Source organism: Pararhodobacter sp., from assembly GCF_034676545.1.
Taxonomy (GTDB): domain Bacteria; phylum Pseudomonadota; class Alphaproteobacteria; order Rhodobacterales; family Rhodobacteraceae; genus Pararhodobacter.
In genome coordinates this window covers 2745369-2769134 of the sequence record NZ_JAUCBZ010000015.1, presented here as the reverse complement: position 1 = coordinate 2769134, position 23766 = coordinate 2745369, and the positions used below count along the sequence as shown (strand labels likewise).

Below are 23766 nucleotides of genomic sequence, written 5' to 3'. Positions count from 1 at the left end.
CGCTCCTCTTGAGATTGGGACAGGGGGTCGCGGGGTGAGGCCGCCGGAAGTTTCGCACTCATACCTCGCCCCCCGACAGACTAAGGGCGTGTCCGTTCACCGATTTCGCCGCGTCCGAGGCCAGCCAGAGGGCCGCATCGGCGACCTCGGACGGGTCGATCAAGCGGCCTTGCGGGTTGCCCGAGACGACCATCTTGGTGGCGCGTTCACGGTCGATGTCAAATCGTGCCATCAGGCCGGTGATCGCCGTGTCCGCCATGTCGGTATCGACAAACCCGGGGCAGATCGCGTTGCAGGTCAAGCCGCGTTTGGCAACCTCTTGCGCGAGGCTTCGCACGAGCCCCAGAACCCCGTGTTTCGCGGCGGCATAGGCGGCAATATTGGCCCCGCCTTTCAGCGAGGCGGTCGAGGCAATGGCGATCAGACGCCCCTGAACCGGCATCTCGCGCAGTGCCTCGCGGAAGGTGAGGAACGTGCCCGTCAGGTTCACCGACAGCGTGGTGTTCCATTGCGCCAACGTGGTGTCCGCGAGCTTGCTGGCGATCCCCGAGCCAGCATTGGCGATGACCACGTCATAAGGCTTGTCAAACAGGGCCGCGACCGAGGCCTCGTCGGTGACATCGGCAATGCGCGTGGTGATCTTGTGACCTTCGGCCGCCTCGGTCAAAGGCTCGCGCCGACGCCCGGCGATGGTGACGTCATAGCCTGCCGCGGCAAAGCTGTGCGCGATGGCGCGGCCAATCCCGGTGCCGCCGCCGGTGACAAGAACCCGCCTCATGCGCGCAAAACCTCGGTCTCCTTGTCGGCCAGCCGCCAGGCCTGATCGCGGCCCGCCTCATAGGGTACCGGCCAGGCCGCAAAGCGGTCGCCAAGTTTGGTGGCCTCGTGCAGCGTCCAATACGGGTCCGCCAGATGCGGGCGACCCACCGCCACCAGATCGGCGCGACCCGCCATCAGGATGGAGTTCGCGTGATCGGCCTCGAAGATGTTGCCGACGGCCATGGTCTTGATCCCGGTCTCGTTGCGGATGCGGTCCGAGAAGGGGGTCTGGAACATGCGGCCATAAACGGGCTGCCCGTCAATCGTGGTCTGACCAGCCGAGACGTCGATGATATCGGCACCCGCATCGCTGAAGGCGCGGGCGATCTCCACGGCATCATCAGGCGTGATACCGTCCGCACCAACCCAATCATTCGCGGAAATCCGCACCGACATCGGCTTGCCCTGTGGCCAGACGGCGCGCATCGCGGTGAACACTTCCAACGGATAGCGCAAGCGGTTTTCCAGACTGCCGCCGTACTCATCCGTGCGGTGGTTCGAGGTGGGCGAAATAAAGGATGACAGCAAATAGCCGTGCGCCGCGTGCAGTTCGATCATGTCAAACCCGGCGCGCTCGGCCATCTGCGCCGAGGCCACGAATTGCGCTTTGATCGTGTCCATATCGGCGCGGGTCGCGGCGCGCGGCATGGCGTTTTGCGGCGACCAGGCAAGGTCCGAGGCCGAGACCAGGTCCCAATTGCCCTCGGCCAAGGGCAGATCCATCCCCTCCCAACCCAGATTGGTCGAGCCTTTGCGCCCGGAATGGCCGATCTGGCAGCAGATCCTCGCGTCGGTCTCGCTGTGGACGAACTGCGTGAGGCGGGACCATGCGGCTTCGTGTTCGGGCGCATAGAGCCCCGGGCAGCCCGGCGTGATGCGCCCGGTGTCGGACACGCAGGTCATTTCGGTGTAGACCAATCCAGCGCCGCCTTTGGCGCGCTCGCCATAGTGGATCAGGTGCCAATCGGTCGGGCAGCCATCGACAGCCTTGTATTGCGCCATCGGCGAGACGACGATGCGGTTTTTCAACGCCATATCGCGCAACTGGAAGGGGGCGAACATCGGCGCGCGCACCGGGGCGTCTGGCGATACTCCGGCTTGTGTCTGAAACCATTTTTCCGCCGATTTCAACCATTCCGGATCGCGCAGCCGCAGGTTTTCATGGCTGATGCGTTGCGAACGGGTCAGCAGGGAATAGTTGAACTGCACCGGATCCAGATCAAGATAGCGCTCGACTTGTTCGAACCATTCCAGAGAGTTGCGCGCCGCTGATTGCAAGCGGAGCACCTCGACCCGGCGCTCGGCCTGATAGCGTTCAAAGGCGCGCTCCAGCGTGGCCTCGTTTTGCACCAGATCGGCCAGCGCAATCGCACTGTCAAACGCCAGCCGCGACCCCGAGCCAATCGAGAAATGCGCGGTGGCCGAGGCATCGCCCAGCAGCACGACGTTCTTGTGGTACCATTTTTCGCACAGCACACGCGGGAAGTTCATGAATACCGCCGAGCCGCGCAGGTGGGCGGCGTTCGACATCAACTCATGTCCGCCCAGATGATCGGCAAAGACTGCGCGGCAGGTTTCGACGATTTCCTCTTTGGTCATGTGCTCAAAGCCGAAATTGTCCCAGGTATCCTGAGCGCATTCGACAATGAAAGTCGCGGTGCTGTCATCGAATTGATAGACATGCGCCCAGATCCAGCCATGCGGCGTTTTCTCGAAGATGAAGGTAAACGCGTCGTCGAATTTCTGATGCGTGCCCAGCCAGATGAATTTGCAGGCGCGGATCTCGATTTCCGGCTTGAAATGCTCGGCGTATTCGGTGCGCACGGCGGAATTGATGCCGTCGCAGGCGACCACCAGATCATACTCTTTGCGCAAGGATTCGGCGGTGTCGAACACGGTTTCGAATTGCAGCGTGACACCCAACTCGCGGGCGCGTTCCTGCAACAGTATCAGCATCTGCTTGCGACCAATCCCGGCAAACCCATGCCCGCCCGAAACGGTGCGCACCCCGTCATGCACTACCGCGATATCATCCCAATAGGCGAAATGATCGCGGATTGCCTTGGCGCTGACCGGATCATTGTCGTGCAGGTTGTCCAGCGCGTCGTCCGACAGCACCACGCCCCAGCCAAAGGTGTCGTTGGCCTTGTTGCGTTCGATGACGGTGACGTCGTGATTGGGGTCGCGCAACTTCATCGAAATCGCAAAATAGAGCCCCGCTGGCCCGCCACCCAAACAAGCAATGCGCATCAAACGTCCCCTTGAAGCCATGGCGATTCGTCGCTCGCCGTCGGGGAATGCTAGGGTGAGCGGCGATTTGCTTCAAGTTTAAAATATCGCATCGCGCGGCGTTTTTTGGCCGCCCGCGTCATGCGATCGGGGCATTCTGGCGCAGGTCGATCAAGACCTCGGCGGCAATGTCAAAGGAGCGGATGCGGGCCTCTGGGTCATGGATCATGCCAGTGATCATCAACTCGTCGGGCTGATAGCGGTCAATCAGGCCGCGCAACTGTGTCCTGACCGAGCTTGCCGACCCGGTTGCCGAACACGACAGGGCTTGTTGCACTTGCGACAGCACATTGGCGGGAACGTGGGCGCTGATATCCTCGACCGGGCGGGGCAGTTTGCCGGGGGTTCCGCTGCGCAACCGGGCAAAGGCCAGGATTTGCGAGGTGCGCAGATAGGCGGCTTTTTCATCGCTCTCAGCCGCGCAAACACCTGCCGCGACCATCGCATAAGGCCGTGCCAGATACGGCGAGGGGCGGAAGGTTCGGCGATAGATTTCAAGCGCTTGCTCCAGCATCGCGGGCGCGAAATGCGAGGCAAACGCGTAGGGCAGGCCCAGATGTGCCGCAAGCTGCGCACCGTAAAGGCTGGAGCCCAGAATCCACACCGGCACATGCGTGCCCGCGCCCGGAATGGCCCGAACGCGGGCGTTTTCCGGTGTATCGCCGAAATAGCCCAGCAATTCCAGCACGTCCTGCGGGAAACTGTCCTCGGGGGCCATGTGACGACGCAATGCGCGGGCGGTGGCCATGTCGGTGCCCGGCGCGCGACCAAGTCCCAGATCAATGCGACCGGGGAACAGGGTTTCGAGCGTGCCGAATTGCTCGGCGATCACCAAAGGGGCGTGGTTGGGCAACATGATGCCGCCCGCGCCGACCCGCATGCGGCTGGTTTTCGCGGCCACATGCCCGATCAACACCGAGGTCGCGGCGCTGGCAATACCGGGCATGTTGTGATGCTCGGCCAGCCAGAAGCGGTGATATCCGGCGATTTCAGCGGCTTGCGCCAAAGCGACGGTGTTGGCAAGCGCCTGTGTCGCGGCGCTGCCTTCGGCAACGGGCGACAGATCGAGAAGGGAAAAATGGTGCATGATGCCTCCGGTTACCCCTCATCTAATGCCCGGAACGCGGGGTTCCAAGGGGCGCGGGCGGGCTTACAGATCCAGCGTGAGGGTTCCGCCTTCCTCTGCCGCGCGCGATTGGCAGGTGATGATGGTCTGCGCGCGCTGCGCCTTGGACAGCACGAAATCGCGATGCTCCACCGCGCCGGATACCAGACCACATTTGCATACGCCGCACAGCCCATCCGAGCATTTCACGTCAACCGGGATGCCAGCGGCGGTCAGGGCATCGGCGATGGTCTGCGCGGCGGATACCGGCAACTCCCGACCAGAGCGCGACAGGACAATCTTGAATGGGTGGTTCACATAATCCGGCTGTTCGGGCACCGAGAAATACTCGAGATGGCGCGCGTCTTCCGGGAAACCGAGGCGCTCGGCAGCCTCCATCACGCCTGCCATATAGCGATCCGGCCCGCAGGTGTAGACATGCCAGCCGGGTTGATAGCCTGTCAGGATCGCGTCCAGGTCAGCCCGCGACCCTTGATCCGAGAAATGCAGATGCAGCTTGTCCGCCCAAGGCACCGCCGCCAATTCGGCCAGATAGCCCGCGTCATCCTTGCGACTGGCGGAATAATGCAGCGCGAAATCAGCGCCCAAGGCGTGCAGGCGGTGCGCAAAGGCGATCATCGGCGTGACGCCAATGCCGCCGCCCATCAAAAAGGTCTTGCGGGCGTCCTCGACCAGTTCGAAATGATTGATCGGCTTGGACAGGAACACGCGCCGTCCTTCGGTGAAGATCCGGTGCAGCATTTTCGAGCCACCGCGCCCCTCGTCCTCGCGCAGCACGCCGATCTGATAGCGCGTGCGATCCGCCGGGTTCCCGGACATCGAATATTGCCGCAGGATATCGGGCGTCACCACCACATCAAGATGCGCGCCCGCCGTCCAGGCGGGCAGGGGGCTGCCGTCGGATGCCACGAAGGTGTATTTCGTCACGCGGTCGGTCATGCGGTCCACCTCGGCGATGCGCGCCTGAATGACCGGAGCCTCGGCAAAGGATGGATATTCATGCGCCAGCCCGACGGTTTCACCGCGCGCGAGGCGCTCCTGGTAGACTTTGGGCCTGATCAGTGCCTGATAGGCGGCAATCCCGGCCTCGCGGTCCATCGGGAAGGGATAGGGCCACGGGTGTGGAGCCAGCGACGCCGGGTAAACTGCCAGTGTCTGGTCCTCGTATTTCAGGTCGAGCCCGGTTTGCAGGCTGCGCCGGTTTGGCGGTTCTGCGGGGGCACGATACCCGCCATCCTCCTTGATTTCGAGATCCCACCACCATTTCTTGACCACGTTCAGCCCGCCATTGCCCAGCCGGTCATCAAGGCGCGCCAACACGGGCGCGGCCGCGGGAATGTTCATGGCCGCCCAGCGAAACGGTTTTTCTGCAAACAACCCTTCGAGGTTCCACGGGCAGGTTTTCATGCAGCGCCCACACATCGCGCCGCCCTTGTTGGTGACGCGGTACGTCGTGCATTTCTGGCTGTCCGATTTCCAGATTTCATAGCCGTTGAACATCAGCTTCGGCCCGGCGGTGATCGCCCCCGAGGGGCATTCGCGCGCGCATTTGTTGCACGACTCGCAAAACTTTTGCAGGCCAAAGTCGATCGGTTTGTCATGCGCCAGCGGCATGTCGGTGGTTACCACGCCCGATTTCAGCCGTGGCCCCAGCAGCGGATGCAGGATCACCTCGCCGATGCGGCTGACCTCGCCCAGCCCCGAGAGCAAAAGCAACGGCGGCTGCAAGACCTCGCCATCCATCACCGAATGCGCCTTGGCGGAATAGCCCATGTTGCGGATCTGCTTGGCGATCACGCCGCCCAGCAGGGAAAACCGCAGATAGGCGCGCATGGATTGTGCCACCGCGATCCAGTCGTCGCCGCTGGCCCCTTCCATGGTTTCATACCCCTGGTCGATGATCATGCTGATCGCCTGATCATGCGGCGGGGTGATCGGCGCGCCCGTGGCATCGTGGCTGTACCATGTCCATTCGGGGCAGCGCGAAATGCCGACCGCATCAACGCCCAGAAAATAGCTGGCGGCCTTGATGTTCTCGGCGTTGCGTTGCGCGTCGGTGGGCGGTGCGGGGTGCGGTGCGCTGGGGCCGTCTTGCAGCAAGACAAAGGCCCCCAACATGCGCCGCTCGGCCATTGCGGGGGCGGCCTTGCGCACATAATAGCCGCCGGTTGCATTCTGTTGCAGCGTTTTGCCCATGTCGCCGAACTGCGCGCGGGCGAACATGTCGGCGCGCTTGGGAACCCGCGCCACCCGGGCCTCGTCGATAAAGGTCGTCGGCGTGTCGCGGCGTTTCAGCGTCTCGAAGGGTAGGGGTCCGGCGGCATAGTTGCGGGTCTTGAACGGGTCGCGGTTCAGCGCATTCTTGGCAAACCCCGCGCCGACCCACCATGCTGGCCCTTGCGTTTTGAACCACGGTTGCTGGGCAAGCGGGGCAAGCGGCTGATCAACCTGCAGGGCAAGATTTGTCGTCACCACCGCAAGACCAAAACCTGCGCCCAGATACGGCGCGACAAGCCGCCCATCCTCAGACACGGTCAGCCCCGCCGCGACGCTCAGCTTGCCCAGATCGACGTCGGTTGAGGTCGGTGTATGTGCCTTTGCCTCGAACCCCAGAAGCCGCAGATAATTCGCCATGACCACGGCCGCCTCGGTGGCGCGCAAACAGGCGCGGTGGTCCTGGGCATCCGCGATCCACGCGCCGCCGGGCTCCTCGGGCGTTGGGTCGCGGAAATGCTCGAACAGGCACACAATGGCATGGGTATGGTCGTCAATAGCGCTGGGTGGCGCATCCATCGAGTCGCGCAGATCGGCCATGATCAGGTCGATCCCGCTGGCCAGGGTCTTGGTCTGGCGCGTGCGCAGATCTTGCGCCAGTCGGTCGATGTCGGGGTTTCGGCTGGGCGACGCCAAGCGCGCGGAAGGGGGAATGCGGCAAATCCCCATCATCGAGGCATCCGAGAAATAGCCAAAAGATTTCAGATGATTGGCGCGCTCGACGTCGTCCTCGGGCACGGCAGAGCGGGCCTTGTTCACCAGCCCGTCGCGAATGGCATCCATCATCGCCTGATATTCGCCCATCGCGTTGACCAACGAATGCGGCGTCTCAAGGCGCTTGAAATCGAGCGGGTAAAAGGCAGGCACGGTTGACAGGTCAGCCTCGCCCGGCACACGGGAAAACCGCTCCAGAGGATAGGGGCCCAGATGAAACGGGCGGTTTTTGCTGGAGAAGAAACGAAATCCCATCGGTAACCTTTGTGCAAGTTCTTGGGTGGGACGGCGAGGCGCCTGTCTTGGGGCAAGCAAACCATGTCCGACAAGTCGCAGGAAGACAAAAAATGCCTCGTTGTCGTGTCAGCCCACTGGGCGGAATGGGGTTACCTTCCGTTGAGGCAAGGATCGCACCATCAAACCGTGGGGTCAAACACCTAAAAAATGAGACGGGGCGCAATGCGCGCCCCGCTCCTGGTTTTCGGAATTGACATGTGCTTACTGCAGCAATGCGGTCCAGATCTGCGTGCGGATGTCCTGAATATCCTGCGGGCAGGCCGCGCTGAAACGGCCAGCCGCCACGAATTCCTCAGGAATATCAATCTCGGGCGCGGTTGCCATTGCCGGGTCCATGAATTCACCTGATCCGATGATGCCGTTGCCGTAGCGCGCGAAGTTGGACAGCATCGCGGCGTGCTGAGGCTGGAGAATGTAGTTGATGAAGATCATCGCGTTCTCGACGTTCTGCGCATCCGCCAGCACCGCCGCGTTGTCCATCCAGACCGGGTAGCCGGTCACCGGATAGCCATAGGCCAGATCCGGGTTTTGCAGGCGTGCCCGCATGCTGGCACCGTTCCAATAGACGCCTGCGGCGATGTCACCGGCCGCGTAGCTGTCGACCGTGCCGTAATCCAGCGCCAGCCAATGGGGTTTTGCCGCCATCAAGGTGTCGCGGACCTGACGCCAGATATCCATGTCAGCCGTACAGTTGCTGTCGGCGCCTGCGGCATAGGCGGCGATGGCCATGATGTCAGACATTTCCGGGATCACGTTGATCCGGCCATCCAACTCGGCGGGCGGGTTCAGGAAAATGTCGGCCGTGTTGATATCGCCGCCATAAATCGACGTGTTGACGATGATACCGGTCGTGCCCCACTGCCACGGCACCGTGTATTGGCGACCCATGTCGAAATCGACGTTCAGCCACTGTGGCGCGATATTGGCGCGGTCGGTGACGATTTCCGGATCGAGCGGCATCAGCAGCCCCTCGTTGATCCAGGTGGGCAGGACGGAATGCGTCGGCACCACAATGTCGAACCCGTGGCCACCCTGACGCACGCGGGCCAGGGCGGTGTCGTTGCTGTCGAAATCGGTGATCGTCACGGCAATGCCGGTGTCGGCGGTGAACTGCTCGATCAACTCGGGGCTGGTGTAGTTGCCCCAGTTATAGATGTTGAGAACACCGTCTGCGTTGGCGATCGCGGTCGAGGCCAGAAAAGCCGCGGTGCCGATTAGGATTGTTCTTTGCATGATAGTCTCCCTTTTGGTTTTTTGGTGTCACCCACGTTTGCGGGTGAGGAGGAAAAACGCTGTCACGATCACAAGCGACAACGCGAGGAATAGCGTCGCGATGGCGTTCATCTCGGGCGTGATCACGCGACGCAATTGCCCGAGCATATAGGTCGGCAGGGTTTCCTGCCCGGCGGATTTCACGAATTCGGTGATCACCACTGTATCCAGAGAAATCACAAAGCCCAGCATGAATCCGGCGATGATGCCGGGAACCAGCAGGGGCAGGGTGATGTGGCGAAACGCCTGAACCGGGTTGGCATAGAGGTCGGCGGCGGCGGTTTCCAGGTTGCTGTCCATCGTTTGCAGCCGGGCCTGGATCGGCAAATAGGCAAACGGGATGCAGAACGCGGTGTGGGCCATGACCATGTAACCCATGCCCGAATAGCCGGTGTTGACCTTGAGGAAGGCCACGAAGATCAACAACGCGATGCCGGTGACGATTTCCGGCACCATCAAGGGCTGGTTGATCAGCGCATAGATCATCGTCTGGCCGGGAAAGCGGCTGACGCGGGTGGTCCCCAAGGCAGCGAGGGTTGCAAGGATGGTGGCGATGCCCGAGGCCGTGACCGCCAGCCAGAGCGAGCGGATGGAGACCTCTTGCACCTGGCTGTTCGAGAATGCGGCCTGATACCAGCGCAGCGAGAACCCTTCCCAGTTGGATTGCGAGGTGCCCGCGTTGAAGGAATAAGCGACCAGGATGACAATCGGCAGATACAGCAGCACGAAGGTCAGGATGGCGATCCCGCCAAACCCCGGCAAGCGTCTGACGGAGAATGATTTAGCCATGACGCGGGCCCTCCTCGCGGTTGACGACCTTGAGGTAAAAAATCAGCGCGCCAACGACGATCACCAGCAGCAACACCGACAAGGCCGCGCCGACAGGCCAATTCTGGCCTTGGCCAAACTGCAAGCCGATCAGGTTGCCCATCATCATCGTGCGCCCGCCACCCAGCACGCGGGGCGTGACATAGGCCCCGATCGACGGGATGAACACCAGGATCGAACCCGCGATGAACCCCGGCTTGACTATCGGAATGATCACATGGCGCAGCACCTGCAACCGGCTGGCATAAAGGTCATATCCGGCCTCGACCAGTCGGAAATCGAGCTTGTCCATTGCCGCATAGAGCGGCAGGATCATCAGCGGCAAAAACACATAGGACATACCCAAAAGCACGGCGAAATCGCTGTAAAGCATCTGGATCGGGCTGTCGATCAGCCCGGACCACAACAAGATGCTGTTGATCGTGCCGGAATTGCGGATCAATTCCTGAATCGCGAAGGTGCGGATCAAGAGGTTGGTCCAAAAGGGAATCGTGATCAGGAACAGCCACAAGGTGCGGCTGCTGGGCGGGCGCGTGGCGATGAACCACGCGGTCGGAAAGCCAAGCACCGCGCAGATGACGGTGGTTTGCAACGACAGCCAGATCGAGCGCCAGAAGATCGTCATATGCGCGGTGTTCAGGGTCACTGTCTCGGGGTCGAAAATGTCGCGCGAAAAGAAGACCCTGAACCAGGCCTCGGACGAGAACACCCAACTGATGCCGCCCTGATCACCGGGAGACAGCACCGAATAGACCGCGACGATCAGCAGCGGTCCTGAAGCCGCGAGGATCAGCACCACCAGGGCAGGGGCACTCAGAAGCCATTTCCAGCCGTGACGTTCACGTTCCATCGCTCAACCCCTCAGGATGCGCAGCGCACCCGGTGACAGCCGCAGGCCAAGCCGCGTGCCTTTGGCCGGCGCGGTGTCGTTGATGGTGTTTTGACGGCGCAGGGTGAAGGCTTGCCCATCGGCCAGCGTCAGGTTCAAATGCGTGTCGGTGCCAAAGAACACCGCGTTTTCCAGCGTGCCCACCACGTCGGCTTCGGCTTCGGGCACGATTTCGGCTTGCTCCGGCCGCACAACGGTTGTCACGGTCTCGCCGATCACTGGCAGCAGGCCCTTTGGCAGCGTCGCGGTGATGGGTTTGCCGCCGGGCAGGGTCAAGGTGGTTTGGTCCGCGTCAATCGACCGGACCGGCAGGTCGAGGAAATTCGTGTCGCCGATGAAATCCGCCACGAAGCGTTCCGCGGGAGCGTGATAGATCTCATGCGGCGTGCCGAGCTGCAAGATTTGTCCGGACTTCATCACCGCAATGCGGTCTGACATGGTCAGGGCTTCTTCCTGATCATGCGTCACAAAGACAAAGGTGATCCCGGTTTCAATTTGCAACCGCTTGAGTTCGCTCTGCATTTCCTTGCGCAGCTTCAGGTCCAAGGCACTCAAGGGCTCATCGAGCAACAACACCCGGGGGCGGGGCGCCAAGGCGCGCGCCAGTGCCACGCGCTGCTGTTGACCGCCCGAAATCTCGGAGGGTTTGCGGTCGGCCATTGCCTCCATCCGCACCAGCGCCAGCATTTCGGCAACGGTTGCGTCGATTTCGGCTTTGGGGCGACCCTGCATTTTCAGGCCGAAGCCGATGTTTTGCGCCACGCTCATATGCGGGAACAGCGCGTAATTCTGGAACACCGTGTTGACCGGGCGCTGGTTGGGGCCTTTGCCGGCCATATCCGCGCCATTGATCCGCAAATTGCCGCTGCTGGGCACTTCGAATCCGGCGATCAACCGCAGAAGCGTGGTTTTCCCGCACCCCGACGGCCCGAGCAGCGTGAAAAACTCGCCGGTGTCGATGGTCAGGTCAATCTCGGACAACGCACGAAATGCGCTTGATCCTTGGCCGAAAACCTTGCCCATGCCGGTGATTTCAATCTCAGTGCTCATGGTTTCTCCCAAACGACGCGGCCACCGCAGATGGTGTAAGCCGCTGTCATCTCGCCAATTTTTTCGACGGGTGTGGTTTCGATATCGCCCGACAGGATGACCACATCGCCCAGATACCCGGGCCGCAACATGCCTTTGCGGTCGTCGGTGTGTTCCGCGTAAGCCCCGGCGGTGGTGTACCCGGCCAAGGCCTCGTGCAGGGTCAGGCGCTGAGAGTTGGCGCCGTCATAGATCGGGCGTGTCAACGCGGCCTGAATGCCGCGAAACGGGTTGATATCGGTGACCGACCAATCCGAGGCCAGCACGACACGCGCACCCGCCTCCATCAGATCGCGGCACAGATAGGCATCACGCCAGCGGTGCTTGTGGATCTTGTCCAAGGTCGGCTGCAGCGGGAAATCCATCGCACCGGGGGCATGGACCGGCTGCACCGACGCAACCACGCCAAGCTCTGCCAGCCGCGCCACATCGGCGCGGTCGATCAGTTCGATATGCTCGATGCGGTGGCGTGAATCGCGCGGGCCATTGGCCTTGCGGGCAGCCTCATAGCCGTCCAGCACCCGCTGCACCGCGCCGTCGCCAATCGCGTGAACGGCGATTTGCAGGCCCCGGCGGTCAGCCTCGATGGCGATCTCGGCAAAGCGTTTGGCGCTGTGCAACGGGTCACCACGCCAGCCCGGCGTGTCGGGATAATCCGCCAGCATGACCGCCGTTTCGCTGTCGATCACGCCATCCATGAACAGCTTCACAAAGCCGCAGGCCAGCCAGTCATCCTGGTATTCGGCGCTCATCGCGCTGGCGATTTCCAGATCAGCCGGAACCCGGTGGGGGCGATAGTGGAACGGCACCCGCACCCGTGCCGTCAGTCGCCCTTGTCGGCGCAGTTCCGCCAGCAAGCGCAGCGTATAGCGGTTGCCATCCATATTCACCAACGAGGTGAAGCCGTGTTTCGCGCAATGCTCCAGGCCGCGTGCCAGCGGTGTCAGGTCGTGGATCAGATCGGCCTGTGTCGGCGCGGGCACAGGCTCGTCACCCGTGGCAATGCCAGCCACCATCCGAGCCTCGCCGGTCAGTTGCAGGACGGGTGCGAAGGCTTCGAATTCGCGCAGCTCGCCGGTTGCCAAGCCATCCGCGCCCATGACGATCTCATTGCCGTCACCCAGGGATTTGCCGTGCAGGATTCCCGCCATGTCCAGCGCGCAGGTGTTGGCCCAGGCGGTGTGATGGTCTGGCGCGGTCAGCAGAACCGGGCGATCCGACACAATCGCATCGAGGTCATGGCGGGTCAGCGCGCGGTCATAGATCACATAGTCACAGCCCTGACCCATCAACATCGCGGCGTCGGGGTTGGCGGCGGCGTAAGCGCGTAGCGCCGCCGTCAGGGCCTTTGGTCCGTGGACATCAAGCAATTGCAAATGCGCCAATTCATTGCCACCGAGCAGCAGATGCAAATGGCTTTCAATGAGGCCCGGCAGCACCGTGGCCCCCTGCGCGTCGATGATTTTGCAATCGGGACCCGCCAGCGCCAAAATCGACGAAATGTCGCCCACTGACAGGATCCGATCACCTTGTAACGCGAGTGCCTCGGCACGGGGAAATCGGTCGTCCATCGTCAGGACGCATCCATTTTTTACAATCAGTGTCGCTTGACCCATTGTCCCTCTTATCCGGGGCTGTCCCGGTCGACTCAGTGGAGCAGGTATTTGATCAAATTGCAACGGTGACGACGGTTCCGGGCAACTTTAACCCGAGTCCGCGGCGAGAGGCGACCGCGCAACACACGAGAAACGCGTTGAAAAACCCCAAAGCACAACGCCTCACCTCCACAAGGGCGTGTGGTGATGCCACCCGAAAGCTGACCCGTAGATCAGGATGATCAGGCACCATTTCGCCACCGAATTATGCCCGTTGCAAGAACTATAATCCGCGTTGCGGGCTGATCCTTGCAAGGTGTTGGCATGTCTCAAGCCGCAGGTCTACACTCGCGCGATAAACACACTAGATAGCGGTTATTGAGCCTGTATGTGCGAAAACAAGACGCGTCGCGATCAGGCAGGCTTTCGGAATTTGGAGGAACAGCATCGTGAAATACGCCAAGACAGACGACGCTTTGAACAAGCTCACGCCCGAGCAGTTTCGCGTCACGCAGCGCAGTGGAACCGAGCGGCCCTTTACGGGGGCATTGACCGACAACACCGCACCCGGGATCTACGTCGACATCGTCTCTGGCGAGCCGCTGTTTGCCTCGGCTGACAAATTCGACTCCGGCTGTGGCTGGCCCAGTTTTACGAAACCCATCGTCACCGAGCATGTCACCGAACACCGCGATGAAACGCTGGGAATGGTTCGGGTCGAGGTGCGCTCGAAATACGGGGACAGCCATTTGGGGCATGTCTTCCCCGATGGCCCGCCCAAGCGCGGTGGCTTGCGGTATTGCATCAATTCGGCCAGCTTGCGGTTCATTCACCGCGACGACATGGTCGCAGAAGGCTATGGTGAGTATCTGGATCAAGTGGAGGAACGGTGATGACAGAGCGCGCAATTCTGGCCGGAGGCTGCTTTTGGGGCATGCAGGATTTGATCCGCAAATTGCCCGGCGTGATGACAACCCGCGTGGGCTATTCTGGCGGCGATGTGGCGAACGCCACCTACCGCAATCACGGCTCGCATGCTGAAGCCATCGAGATCAGCTTTGACCCGGCGGTGATCAGCTACAGACGGCTGCTCGAGGTGTTCTTTCAGATCCACGACCCGACCACGCCCAACCGGCAGGGCAACGACCGCGGGCCGTCATACCGCTCGGCGATCTACTATCTGAACGAGGATCAGCACGCTGAGGCCGTGAACACGATTGCCGATGTCGATGCCTCTGGCCTGTGGCCCGGCAAAGTGGTCACCGAGGTCGAACCCGCCGGGCCGTTCTGGGAGGCCGAGCCCGAGCATCAGGATTATCTGGAGCGCGTGCCGAACGGCTACACCTGCCACTTCATCCGCCCCAACTGGGTTTTGCCCAAGCGTGACGCGGCGGAATGATCTGATCCTCATGCCCCTTGGTCTGGTCCTTGGGGCATGAGGGCGGAGGGTGTTCGCGACGCTATCAAGCGGGCGGCCCGTACCCGCCGCCGCCCGGAGTTTTCATCACAAACACATCGCCCGCTGCCAAGTGTGCCTCGTCATTGCCGCCCAAAGCCTCAGTTTCGCCAGACACGCGCTGCACGCTGTTTTCGCCCGTGGCCCCCGGTGACCCTCCGGCCGCGCCGTGGGGCGGAATGATCCGGTGCGAGGACAAAACCGTGACCGTCATCGGCTTCAGGAATCGCAAGCGCCGCACGATCCCATTGCCGCCCTTGAAGGTCCCGTCGCCACCAGAGCCGTGACGAATAGAGAATTCCTCAACCCGCACCGGGAACCGGGTTTCAAGCACCTCGGGGTCGGTCATGCGGGTGTTGGTCATATGACTATGCACCGCACTCGTGCCGTGAAAGCCCTTGCCCGCCCCGGTGCCGCCGCAGATCGTCTCGTAGTTCTGGTACGTCTCGTTGCCATAGACAAAGTTGTTCATCGTGCCTTGACTGCCCGCAATCACCCCCAGCGCGCCGTAAAGCGTGTCGGCGATGGCCTGTGAAACTTCGGTATTGCCCGAAATAACGGCGGCAGGGAAATTCGGGTGGATCATCGAGCCCTCGGGCACGATCAAGGTCAGGGGTTTCAGGCAGCCTTCGTTCATCGGGATGTCATTGCCGACCAGCGTGCGGAACACATAGAGCACCACCGCGCGGCAGATTGCCAACGGCGCGTTATAGTTGAACTCGCTTTGCGGCGAGGTCCCGGTGAAATCAATCACCGCCTGACGAGCGGCTTTATCGACGGTGATCGCCACCTTGATCTGCGCGCCGCTGTCCAAGGGATAGGTGAACGCGCAATCATGCAGCACATCGAGGACCTGACGCACGCTTTCCTCGGCGTTGTCCTGAACGTGGCCCATATAGGCGTGGATCGTCTCGATGCCGAATTGTGCTGAAATCCGCTGCAATTCGGCCACGCCGGTGGCATTGGCAGCGATCTGCGCCGATAGATCGGCCAGATTCTGGTCGATATTGCGGCACGGATAGCGACCCGAGGCCAGGAGTGCGCGGGTCTCGACCTCTTGCAACTGGCCTTGTTTGACCAGCAGGAAATTGTCGATCAACACCCCTTCTTCGTCAATCGTGCGGCTGTCTGGTGGGGCGGAGCCGGGTGTCTTGCCGCCGATATCCGCGTGATGCCCCCGGCTGGCAACGGTATAGACGATCCGCTTGCCATCGGGCGCAAAGACGGGCGTGATCACCGTCACATCGGGCAGATGTGTGCCGCCGTTATACGGATTGTTCATCATGTAGACGTCGCCGGGCCGGATCTTGCCCTTGTTCTGGCGCAGGACGGTGCGCACGCTTTCTGACATGGAACCCAGATGCACCGGTACATGCGGCGCGTTGGCCACCAGATCGCCGGCCTCGTCAAAGATCGCGCAGGAAAAATCGTAGCGTTCCTTGATGTTGACCGAATAGGCGGTGTTGGCCAGCGTGGCGCCCATCTGATCGGCTATCGACATGAACAGGTTGTTGAACACCTCCAGCATGACCGGATCAACTTGCGTGCCAATCGCCTCACGGCGGGCGAGGGGCTTTGTGCGGCGCAGCACCAGACTGCCACCCGCAACGCATTCGGCACGCCATCCGGCCTCAAGGATGTTGGTGCCCGTGGGTTCGGTCAGAATGGCCGGGCCATCGACGGTTTGACCCCGCGCCAGATCGGCGCGGTTCACCCGCGGCACCTCGCGCCACGCACCGTCGGACCACATTTTTCCAAGGCTATGCGTGGTCTCACGGCCCGTTGTGTCGGGCATACGGATTTTCTCGCCAGTCGCGCCAATCGCTTCGGCGGTCAGGAGTTCGATCAGCAACGCCGCGCCTTTGGGCACAAAGCCGAACCGCTGCTGATGCGCCTGCGCGAAATCACGCGCCATCTCATCAACCGCGCCAAACGGCACGGCCAGCGTCTGCTGCGCGCCATCCGGGCGGATATGCGCGGTGCGGACCAGGGTGATCTGCGTTTCAGGAATGCCCTGTGTCATCACCTCGTCGCGGGCCGAGGCCGAGAGGGTGGTCAAGATCGCCTGCGCCGCGTCAATCTCGTGGATCGGCTGGCCAAACTGGTATTCGCGCATCGCCCGCACATCGGCCAAACCCATACCAAACGCCGACAGGACGCCCGCGAAAGGGTGGATGAAAATACTCTCCATCCCCAAGGCATCGGCGACCAGACAGGCGTGCTGCCCACCCGCGCCGCCAAAGCAGTTCATGGTGTATTTGGTGACATCATAGCCGCGCTGCACGCTGATTTTCTTGATCGCATTGGCCATGTTTTCAACGGCTATTCGCAAGAACCCCTCGGCGATGTCTTCAAGCGACATGCCGCTGCCGATTTCCTTGGCGAGCACGGTGAATTTCTCGCGCACGACCTTCGCATCCAACGGCTGGTCGGCGTTGGGGCCGAATACCGACGGAAAGGCATCGGGCTGCAATTTGCCCAGCAAGACGTTGCAATCGGTCACGGTCAGCGGCCCGCCGCGACGGTAGGCGGCGGGGCCGGGGTTGGCACCGGCACTTTCCGGGCCGACCTGCAAGCGCCCGTCCCGAAACGACAGGATCGAGCCGCCACCCGCCGCAACGGTGTGGATCGACATCATCGGCGCCCGCATCCGCACGCCCGCAACCTCGGTTTCAAACGAACGCTCGAACGCGTCGGCATAATGGCACACATCGGTCGAGGTGCCGCCCATGTCGAAGCCGATCAGCCGGTCAAAGCCCTGTTCCTCAGCGGTGCGCACCATGCCCACCACGCCACCCGCCGGGCCGGACAGGATCGCGTCGCGCCCCTCGAACAAGGCGGCATCGGTCAACCCGCCATTCGAGCGCATGAACATCAGCCGATCACAGCCGCCCTGAGCCGTACCCAAAGCATCGGCAACCTGCTTGACGTAGCGGCGCAGAATGGGGGACAGATAGGCATCGACCACCGCCGTATCGCCACGCGACACCAGCTTGATCAGCGGGCTGGCCTCATGGCTGAGCGAGACCTGCGGAAAGCCGATCTCGCGCGCGATTGCGCCCAACTGGCGCTCGTGCTCTGCAAACCGATAGCTGTGCATCAGTGCAATCGCAACCGAGCGGTAGCCCTGATCATAGGCGTCCTGCAAACCAGCACGCGCTGCAGCCGCATTCAGTGGCGTGATCACGTCGCCCTCGGCGCTCAGGCGTTCCTCGACCTCGATGACGTCTTGATACAGCAGCTCCGGCAGCTTGATCTCCAGATCAAACAGGCGCGGGCGGTTCTGATAGCCGATGCGCAACAGATCGCGCATCCCCTTGGTGATCAGCAAAACCGTGCGCTCGCCCTTGCGTTCCAACAATGCGTTGGTGGCCACCGTCGTGCCCATCTTGACCGCGCTGATCAGGCCGGACGGGATCGGCTGGTCGGGTGCCAAATCAAGCACTTGCCGGATGCCATGCACCGCCGCATCGCCATAGGCCTCGGGGTTTTCGGACAACAGCTTGTGGGTGCGCAACGCCCCATCGGGGGATTTTGCGACGATATCGGTGAAGGTGCCGCCACGATCAACCCAGAATTGCCATGCCATCTTGTTCTCCCTGCTTGATCGACTGAACCGCTGCCGATGATCCGCTTTTCGCCCGCTTCAGGACGGATTGCGCAGCCGCGTGAGACTGGTGCCATAGTCATTCTTGGCAAAGATTTTCGCCCGCTCTTCGAGGGCCTCAAGACTGATCCAGCCGTTTTCATAGGCAATCTCATCGGGGCTGCCGACCAGCAGACCTTGCCGCGTTTGCAGCGTGCGGACGTAGTTTCCGGCATCCAGCAAGCTGCTGTGCGTGCCGGTATCGAACCACGCGTACCCGCGCCCCATGCGCTGCACGGTCAGTTGTCCGTCGTCGAGATAGGTTTGCAACACCGAGACGATTTCCAACTCGCCCCGCGCCGAGGGTTTAACGCTGCGCGCGCGCGCCGGGGCGCTGGCATCCATGAAATAGATCCCCGTCACGGCGTAATTCGACTGCGGTTTCTCGGGCTTCTCGATGATGCTGGTGACGTGCCCCTGATCATCATAGGACACCACGCCATAGCGTTCCGGGTCGGCCACCCGATAGCCGAAAACGGTAGCCCCGGTGCCTTGCGTCGAGGCGTCGGCCAGCAACTCGATCAAGCCGTGGCCAAAGAAGATGTTATCGCCCAGCACCATGACCGAGGGCGCGCCCTCCAGGAAGTCTTCGGCGAGGATATAGGCCTGCGCCAGCCCGTCCGGCGAGGGTTGTACGATCCAGGTCAGCTTTACGCCCCATTGGCTGCCATCGCCCAAAGCGCGTTGAAACTGCGCCTGATCGTCGGGCATGGTGATGATGGCAATCTCGCGAATGCCGGTCAGCATCAGCACGCTGAGCGGAAAGTAGATCATCGGTTTGTCATAGACCGGCATCAACTGTTTCGAGACGCCAATCGTCAACGGATACAGCCTGGTGCCGGACCCACCGGCAAGAATGATCCCTTTGCGGGGTTTCGCGGTCGGCGTGGTCATGGGCGGGCGTCCAGTTCTTTCAGGGTTTCACGAAGGCCGCGCCGCCAGTCAGGCCTTGCGAGGCCGAAAACGTCCAGCGTCTGGCACTCAAGGCGCGAGTTTGCCGGGCGCAGGGCCGGGGTGGGGTAGGCGCTGGTGGGGATGTCGGTGATGGTGCAGGGCAGGTTTGCCTGCGCCATGATCTCGCGGGCGAATGTGGCCCAACTGACGTCGGGCGCGCCGGAAAAATGATAGGTGCCGGATTTCTGCGGCGAGTTGCGCAACTGGTCGGCAATGGCGAGGCAGGCCTGGGCAATGGCGCGGGCCGGGGTTGGCCCGCCGATCTGGTCGGCCACGACGGTCAGGCTGTCGCGTTCCCGGCCCAGCCGCAGCATGGTTTTCACGAAATTGCCACCATGCGCCGAAAACACCCACGAGGTTCGCAAGATCGCGTGCGGGCCATTCGCCGCGCGCACCCCCATTTCCCCGACCAGCTTTGAGCGGCCATAGGCCCCCAAAGGTGCGGTGACGTCAGCGGGTTTGAAAGGCGCGTCACCCTGTCCATCAAAGACGTAATCGGTGGAAATCTGTACAAACGGAATGCCCAGATCGGCACAGGCGCGGGCCATGGCAGCAGGGGCCGCGCCATTGATCACGGTCGCCGCAGCTTCCTGCGTCTCGGCGGCGTCAACCGCCGTCCAGGCGGCAGCGTTGATCACCGCTTGCGGCCTATGCCTGCGGATCGCCGCCGCGCCGGCGTCTGGATCGGACAGATCACAGGCGGCGCGGTCCAGAAACACAGCAGCACCCGCGAGCCGCCGGAGTTCGGTCGCAACTTGCCCGGTCGCTCCAAAGACGAGAAGTGTTGGCATGGCGCTCAAGGCGAAACTCCCGGTTGAAATCGTGTCAAAGCGTCATGCGCGGTCTGTGTCCTTGATCCCCAGCCGCACGCCAACGCCCTGTCGCGCTTGCAGTGGCCGCCACCAGGACTCGTTGGCCAGATACCAATCCACCGTGCGCTCAAGCCCTTCTTCAACCGTCACCGAGGGCCGCCAGCCCAATTCGGCGCGAATGTGTGACGGGTCGATGGCATAGCGGGCGTCATGGCCGGGCCGGTCGGTGACAAAGGTGATCTGGTCGGCATAAACCCCAGCGGCTTTGGGTCGTTTGGCATCCAGAATCGCGCAAAGCGTCTGCACCAGCTCCAGATTGCTGCGCTCATTCTCGCCGCCGATGTTATAGCTGTGGCCCGGCTTGCCTTTTTCCAACGCCAGCAGCAGCGCATCGGCGTGATCCTCGACATAGAGCCAATCGCGCACGTTCGAGCCATCACCGTAGATCGGCAAGGCCTTGCCCGCCAGCGCGTTGAGAATGATCACCGGGATCAGCTTTTCGGGGAAATGATAGGGACCGTAGTTGTTCGAGCAATTGGTCAGGACGACGGGCAGGCCATAGGTTTCGTGCCAGGCGCGCACCAGATGATCCGACGCTGCCTTGGACGCCGAATAAGGTGAGCGTGGGTCATAAGGTGTTGTTTCGGTGAATTTTTGCGCCGGGTCGTTGGGCAAGGAGCCAAACACCTCATCGGTCGAGATATGGTGAAACCGGAACCCCGCTGGCGTGTTGGCCCGTGTCCAATAGGCGCGCGCGGCCTCCAGCATGTTGAAGGTGCCGGTGATGTTGGTCTCGATGAAATCGCGCGGACCGTCGATCGAGCGATCCACATGGCTTTCGGCGGCCAGATGCATCACCGCGTCGGGTTGGTGCGTGGTGAAAATCCGCGTCAGGGCGGCGGGGTCGCGAATATCGGCGTGCTCGAAGGTATAAAGCGGGCTGTCTGCAACTTCGGCCACGTTATCGAGGCAGGCGGCATAGGTCAGTGCATCGAGGTTCACCACCTGATGCCCGCGCGATACCGCAAGGCGCACAACCGCCGAACCAATGAACCCGGCACCACCGGTAACAAGAATTTTCACGCGTCACTCCACGAAAACGGATTGTCCAGATCGGCCAGGGACATGGCGTTTGCGTCCTTGTCCGACAGCAGCGGGGTCGCCCCGCCAAGCTGCCAGTCCACGCCGATCTGTGGATCATTCCAGCGCACGGCACGGTCGCACTCGGGCGCGTAATAGTCGGTGCATTTGTATTGCACCTCGCAATCCGTGGTCAGGGTCACGAACCCATGCAGAAACCCTTTCGGGATCAGCATCTGGTGTCCGTTCTCTGCCGTCAGCTCACGCGCAACCCAATGCGCATAGGTCGGTGATCCTTTGCGGATATCCACCGCCACATCCAGGATCGCGCCGCGAGAACAGCGCACCAGCTTGTCCTGTGCATGGGGCGGGCGCTGGTAATGCAACCCCCGCAACGTGCCTTTGGTCGCGGAAAACGAATGGTTATCCTGAACAAAGTCGAAGGTCAGCCCGGCGGCCATCATGGCGCGCGCATTCCACGTCTCGGAAAACCATCCCCGCGCATCGCCAAATCGGCGAGGCTCAAGAACGAGGACCCCGGACATGCCGGTCTCAACAATGTTCATCACGGCTCCAAATGCGGGGTCACAGGGCGATTTGATCTGGGTAGCAAGAGTTTTCGCGCGGCGCAACGAGCAGACAAGATTTAGACGTGCTCGTTGAACCGCGCGAAAATGGTCTTGGGGACAAAATCATTGCGCGCCGTGACCGCCGCGATGCGCGACGGTGTGCGCCGCCAAAAGGATCGCCGTGGCGATACAGGCGGCAGGCTGGCATGCGCGCTTTATGGGGTGCTGGCGACTGGTTCCACGATTGTAATCGGTTTGATACTCTGGCACGCGTATGGTGTGTTTTACGCGAAAGGATTGGCCTCGATGACACATGTTCCGCACGATGCGCCGCTTGCGTGCCCGGGCCGCGATGCAGGGTCAACCATCGCGCCAGAATATCGGCGTGGCTTTGAAAGCCTGAACCAATGCGCGTGATCACCTATGACCAGTTGGTTGCGGCTCCCTGGGCCAATGGGGGCGGCATCACCCGGGAGATCGCGGCACAGCGCGATGAAGACGGCCTCATCTGGCGCATCAGTCTCGCGGATGTCAGCAGCGAGGGCCCGTTTTCGTCCTTTGCCGGATTGCACCGCATTCTCACGGTCATCGACGGCGCGGGCATGGTGCTGGAGACGGCCGATGCGCCGATCCCTGCCGCGCCCTTGGCACCGGTGTCGTTCAAAGGTGACCTGCCGGTGATAGGGCGTTTGCCAGAGGGACCGATCCGCGATCTGAACGTGATTTTCAGGCCGGATCGAATAGCCGCCGACGTCGAGGTGCTCAGGGGTCCGTGCGAGATTTCACCAGAGCGCGACGGGACCGTGCTTTTTGTGGTTGCGGGCGCAGCGCGGAGCGGCACGCAAACACTGGCCCCCTTGACCACGGTGTTCGACGCAACAGAGCCCGTCGTGCTGTCCCAAGACGCGCGGGCCCTGCGTATCACACTGACGCAAACGGGTGCCTGATCGCTGCCACGAGGTTGGATGAGCGCGGCGTCTCAGGGCGTGGATGGTGGTTCCGCCGCCAGGGACGCCGCATCAACGAGTTCAACCCGCCGACGGGGTGCCACGTTGCCGTGCTTTCGCAAAGCGCTGTCGATCAAGCCATAGACCTCGTCGCGGCAGTCGACATCGCGATCAAATCGCGTCAGCCAATAGCGAACGGCATAGGCAATGCCGCCTTCCTCATAAGACACGACGCGCACGTCCGGGGCAGGGTCATGCATGATCAGCTTGGCGTCTTTCACGGCCCCCAGCATGATAGCGCGCGCTGTGGCAATCGGGATCGAATGATCAAGCAAGATCGAGAGTTGCGCGCGATACTGTGGCCTTGGTGCCGAATAGTTGGTGATGCGTTGGCGTGCGATCTGACTGTTGGGAAGGATGAGATACGCCGAATCCCGCGTCATGACGCGCGTTGTGCGCCAGCCGATCTCAATGACCTTGCCGCGTGCCAGCCCATCAATATCGACCCAATCGCCAATGCGAAACGGGCCTTCGACACCCAAGGCCACGCCAGATAACGTGTCCGCCACCACATTTCGGATCGCAAAGCCCAGCATCGCCAGGATCAGGCCAGACCCCGCCACCGCGCCGATCGCGCCTTGCCCCATGAACATTGCGCCGGTTGCCGCAAAGGCGAACAGGAACAGCAACGCCGCAATCAGGTCTTTGAGCAGGCGCGGAAACGGTCGGCGGCGCGCCGATGCATGATCGAGCGCCAGGGCAAAAATCCGGCTGACAAACCAGGCCGTCGCGAAATAGGCCAGCGCCGTGACACCGAGCAACAGGTTCTCGTCATACCCGTTCAGAGCCGGGACCTCGACCTCCAGCAGGGTGATGACCAAAGCAAAGCTGAGAAGCACGAAGATCGCCGGCCATACCAACCCGCGCACATGCTGTCTGGTCGTCATATCAGGATCGCTTCATCGGGTTGAGCACGGATGAATTTCCGGGCAATCCTCAAACTATGATGACGGAGCCGTGCAAAAGCAAGCGCGAGGGTGGTATTGCTTTCCCGGCGCCCGGACCCATCGGACTTGGCGCGTCGCCGGATGGGCGTCAGGCAGGACGGGC

General features: G+C 61.9%; 18 protein-coding genes. 3 read left to right on the top strand and 15 right to left on the bottom strand.

The genetic code is table 11. The features are described from left to right. Positions 1-58: 58 nt before the first annotated feature. The 9 genes from VDQ28_RS17050 to VDQ28_RS17010 form a co-directional block, all read right to left on the bottom strand. On the bottom strand, positions 59-778 hold the full coding sequence (locus VDQ28_RS17050; RefSeq protein WP_323037069.1) for an SDR family oxidoreductase: 720 nt from the start codon (positions 776-778) through the stop codon (positions 59-61). Then, on the bottom strand, positions 775-3069 hold the full coding sequence (locus VDQ28_RS17045) for a bifunctional salicylyl-CoA 5-hydroxylase/oxidoreductase (protein ID WP_323037068.1): 2295 nt from the start codon (positions 3067-3069) through the stop codon (positions 775-777). Before VDQ28_RS17045 ends, VDQ28_RS17050 begins: the two co-directional genes overlap by 4 nt. A gap of 118 nt (positions 3070-3187) precedes the next feature. Then, positions 3188-4195, bottom strand: a complete 1008-nt coding sequence (locus VDQ28_RS17040; protein ID WP_323037067.1) for an LLM class flavin-dependent oxidoreductase — start codon at positions 4193-4195, stop codon at positions 3188-3190. A 63-nt stretch (positions 4196-4258) separates the two neighbouring features. Then, positions 4259-7477, bottom strand: a complete 3219-nt coding sequence (locus VDQ28_RS17035; RefSeq protein WP_323037066.1) for a reductive dehalogenase — start codon at positions 7475-7477, stop codon at positions 4259-4261. Between the two features lie 243 nt (positions 7478-7720). Further along, positions 7721-8752 (bottom strand): extracellular solute-binding protein, encoded by a 1032-nt coding sequence (locus tag VDQ28_RS17030; RefSeq protein WP_323037065.1) that lies wholly within the window; start codon positions 8750-8752, stop codon positions 7721-7723. A gap of 27 nt (positions 8753-8779) precedes the next feature. After that, on the bottom strand, positions 8780-9580 hold the full coding sequence (locus tag VDQ28_RS17025) for an ABC transporter permease (protein ID WP_323037064.1): 801 nt from the start codon (positions 9578-9580) through the stop codon (positions 8780-8782). Then, positions 9573-10469 (bottom strand): ABC transporter permease, encoded by an 897-nt coding sequence (locus VDQ28_RS17020; RefSeq protein ID WP_323037063.1) that lies wholly within the window; start codon positions 10467-10469, stop codon positions 9573-9575. Before VDQ28_RS17020 ends, VDQ28_RS17025 begins: the two co-directional genes overlap by 8 nt. Positions 10470-10472: 3 nt before the next feature. Continuing rightward, on the bottom strand, positions 10473-11558 hold the full coding sequence (locus VDQ28_RS17015) for an ABC transporter ATP-binding protein (protein WP_323037062.1): 1086 nt from the start codon (positions 11556-11558) through the stop codon (positions 10473-10475). Continuing rightward, on the bottom strand, positions 11555-13168 hold the full coding sequence (locus VDQ28_RS17010) for an amidohydrolase (protein WP_323037061.1): 1614 nt from the start codon (positions 13166-13168) through the stop codon (positions 11555-11557). Before VDQ28_RS17010 ends, VDQ28_RS17015 begins: the two co-directional genes overlap by 4 nt. Positions 13169-13638: 470 nt before the next feature. Between VDQ28_RS17010 and msrB the strand changes: the two genes are divergently transcribed. After that, positions 13639-14085, top strand: coding sequence for a peptide-methionine (R)-S-oxide reductase MsrB (gene msrB / locus VDQ28_RS17005; RefSeq protein WP_323038150.1), 447 nt, complete (start codon positions 13639-13641; stop codon positions 14083-14085). Further along, the gene (gene msrA / locus VDQ28_RS17000; protein ID WP_323037060.1) at positions 14085-14591 is read left to right on the top strand and encodes a peptide-methionine (S)-S-oxide reductase MsrA; all 507 of its coding nucleotides are present in this window, start codon (positions 14085-14087) and stop codon (positions 14589-14591) included. Before msrB ends, msrA begins: the two co-directional genes overlap by 1 nt. A 64-nt stretch (positions 14592-14655) precedes the next feature. On the opposite strand, the gene VDQ28_RS16995 is transcribed toward msrA, so the two are convergent. Genes VDQ28_RS16995 through rfbC form a run of 5 tightly spaced genes read right to left on the bottom strand, consistent with a single transcriptional unit; the run spans position 14656 to position 21706 of the window. Then, positions 14656-18237, bottom strand: a complete 3582-nt coding sequence (locus VDQ28_RS16995; protein WP_323037059.1) for a hydantoinase B/oxoprolinase family protein — start codon at positions 18235-18237, stop codon at positions 14656-14658. A gap of 57 nt (positions 18238-18294) precedes the next feature. Then, positions 18295-19188 (bottom strand): glucose-1-phosphate thymidylyltransferase RfbA, encoded by an 894-nt coding sequence (gene rfbA / locus VDQ28_RS16990; protein WP_323037058.1) that lies wholly within the window; start codon positions 19186-19188, stop codon positions 18295-18297. Next, entirely contained in the window at positions 19185-20039 is an 855-nt protein-coding gene (gene rfbD / locus VDQ28_RS16985; RefSeq protein WP_323038149.1) for a dTDP-4-dehydrorhamnose reductase, read from the bottom strand. The genes rfbA and rfbD overlap by 4 nt, the downstream gene beginning before the upstream one ends. Before the next feature lie 42 nt (positions 20040-20081). Further along, on the bottom strand, positions 20082-21143 hold the full coding sequence (gene rfbB, locus VDQ28_RS16980; protein WP_323037057.1) for a dTDP-glucose 4,6-dehydratase: 1062 nt from the start codon (positions 21141-21143) through the stop codon (positions 20082-20084). After that, complete coding sequence (gene rfbC, locus VDQ28_RS16975) at positions 21140-21706, bottom strand: dTDP-4-dehydrorhamnose 3,5-epimerase (protein ID WP_323037056.1); 567 nt, start codon at positions 21704-21706, stop codon at positions 21140-21142. Before rfbC ends, rfbB begins: the two co-directional genes overlap by 4 nt. A gap of 410 nt (positions 21707-22116) precedes the next feature. On the opposite strand from rfbC, the gene VDQ28_RS16970 reads away from it, so the two are divergent. Further along, the gene (locus VDQ28_RS16970) at positions 22117-22656 is read left to right on the top strand and encodes a HutD family protein (protein WP_323037055.1); all 540 of its coding nucleotides are present in this window, start codon (positions 22117-22119) and stop codon (positions 22654-22656) included. A 32-nt stretch (positions 22657-22688) separates the two neighbouring features. Here the strand turns inward: VDQ28_RS16970 and VDQ28_RS16965 are convergent, their stop codons facing one another. Next, positions 22689-23603: a mechanosensitive ion channel family protein gene (locus VDQ28_RS16965; RefSeq protein ID WP_323037054.1), complete on the bottom strand. Its 915-nt coding sequence runs from the start codon at positions 23601-23603 to the stop codon at positions 22689-22691. Positions 23604-23766 lie beyond the last annotated feature (163 nt).

Excerpts from the sequence above, each read along its gene's own strand:
- VDQ28_RS17050 (WP_323037069.1), bottom strand. The coding sequence starts at position 778 with ATGAGGCGGGTTCTTGTCACCGGCGGCGGCACCGGGATTGGCCGCGCC.
- VDQ28_RS17045 (WP_323037068.1), bottom strand. The coding sequence starts at position 3,069 with ATGCGCATTGCTTGTTTGGGTGGCGGGCCAGCGGGGCTCTATTTTGCG.
- VDQ28_RS17040 (WP_323037067.1), bottom strand. The coding sequence starts at position 4,195 with ATGCACCATTTTTCCCTTCTCGATCTGTCGCCCGTTGCCGAAGGCAGC.
- VDQ28_RS17035 (WP_323037066.1), bottom strand. The coding sequence starts at position 7,477 with ATGGGATTTCGTTTCTTCTCCAGCAAAAACCGCCCGTTTCATCTGGGC.
- VDQ28_RS17030 (WP_323037065.1), bottom strand. The coding sequence starts at position 8,752 with ATGCAAAGAACAATCCTAATCGGCACCGCGGCTTTTCTGGCCTCGACC.
- VDQ28_RS17025 (WP_323037064.1), bottom strand. The coding sequence starts at position 9,580 with ATGGCTAAATCATTCTCCGTCAGACGCTTGCCGGGGTTTGGCGGGATC.
- VDQ28_RS17020 (WP_323037063.1), bottom strand. The coding sequence starts at position 10,469 with ATGGAACGTGAACGTCACGGCTGGAAATGGCTTCTGAGTGCCCCTGCC.
- VDQ28_RS17015 (WP_323037062.1), bottom strand. The coding sequence starts at position 11,558 with ATGAGCACTGAGATTGAAATCACCGGCATGGGCAAGGTTTTCGGCCAA.
- VDQ28_RS17010 (WP_323037061.1), bottom strand. The coding sequence starts at position 13,168 with ATGGACGACCGATTTCCCCGTGCCGAGGCACTCGCGTTACAAGGTGAT.
- msrA (WP_323037060.1), top strand. The coding sequence starts at position 14,085 with ATGACAGAGCGCGCAATTCTGGCCGGAGGCTGCTTTTGGGGCATGCAG.
- VDQ28_RS16995 (WP_323037059.1), bottom strand. The coding sequence starts at position 18,237 with ATGGCATGGCAATTCTGGGTTGATCGTGGCGGCACCTTCACCGATATC.
- rfbA (WP_323037058.1), bottom strand. The coding sequence starts at position 19,188 with ATGACCACGCCGACCGCGAAACCCCGCAAAGGGATCATTCTTGCCGGT.
- rfbD (WP_323038149.1), bottom strand. The coding sequence starts at position 20,039 with ATGCCAACACTTCTCGTCTTTGGAGCGACCGGGCAAGTTGCGACCGAA.
- rfbC (WP_323037056.1), bottom strand. The coding sequence starts at position 21,706 with ATGAACATTGTTGAGACCGGCATGTCCGGGGTCCTCGTTCTTGAGCCT.
- VDQ28_RS16970 (WP_323037055.1), top strand. The coding sequence starts at position 22,117 with ATGCGCGTGATCACCTATGACCAGTTGGTTGCGGCTCCCTGGGCCAAT.
- VDQ28_RS16965 (WP_323037054.1), bottom strand. The coding sequence starts at position 23,603 with ATGACGACCAGACAGCATGTGCGCGGGTTGGTATGGCCGGCGATCTTC.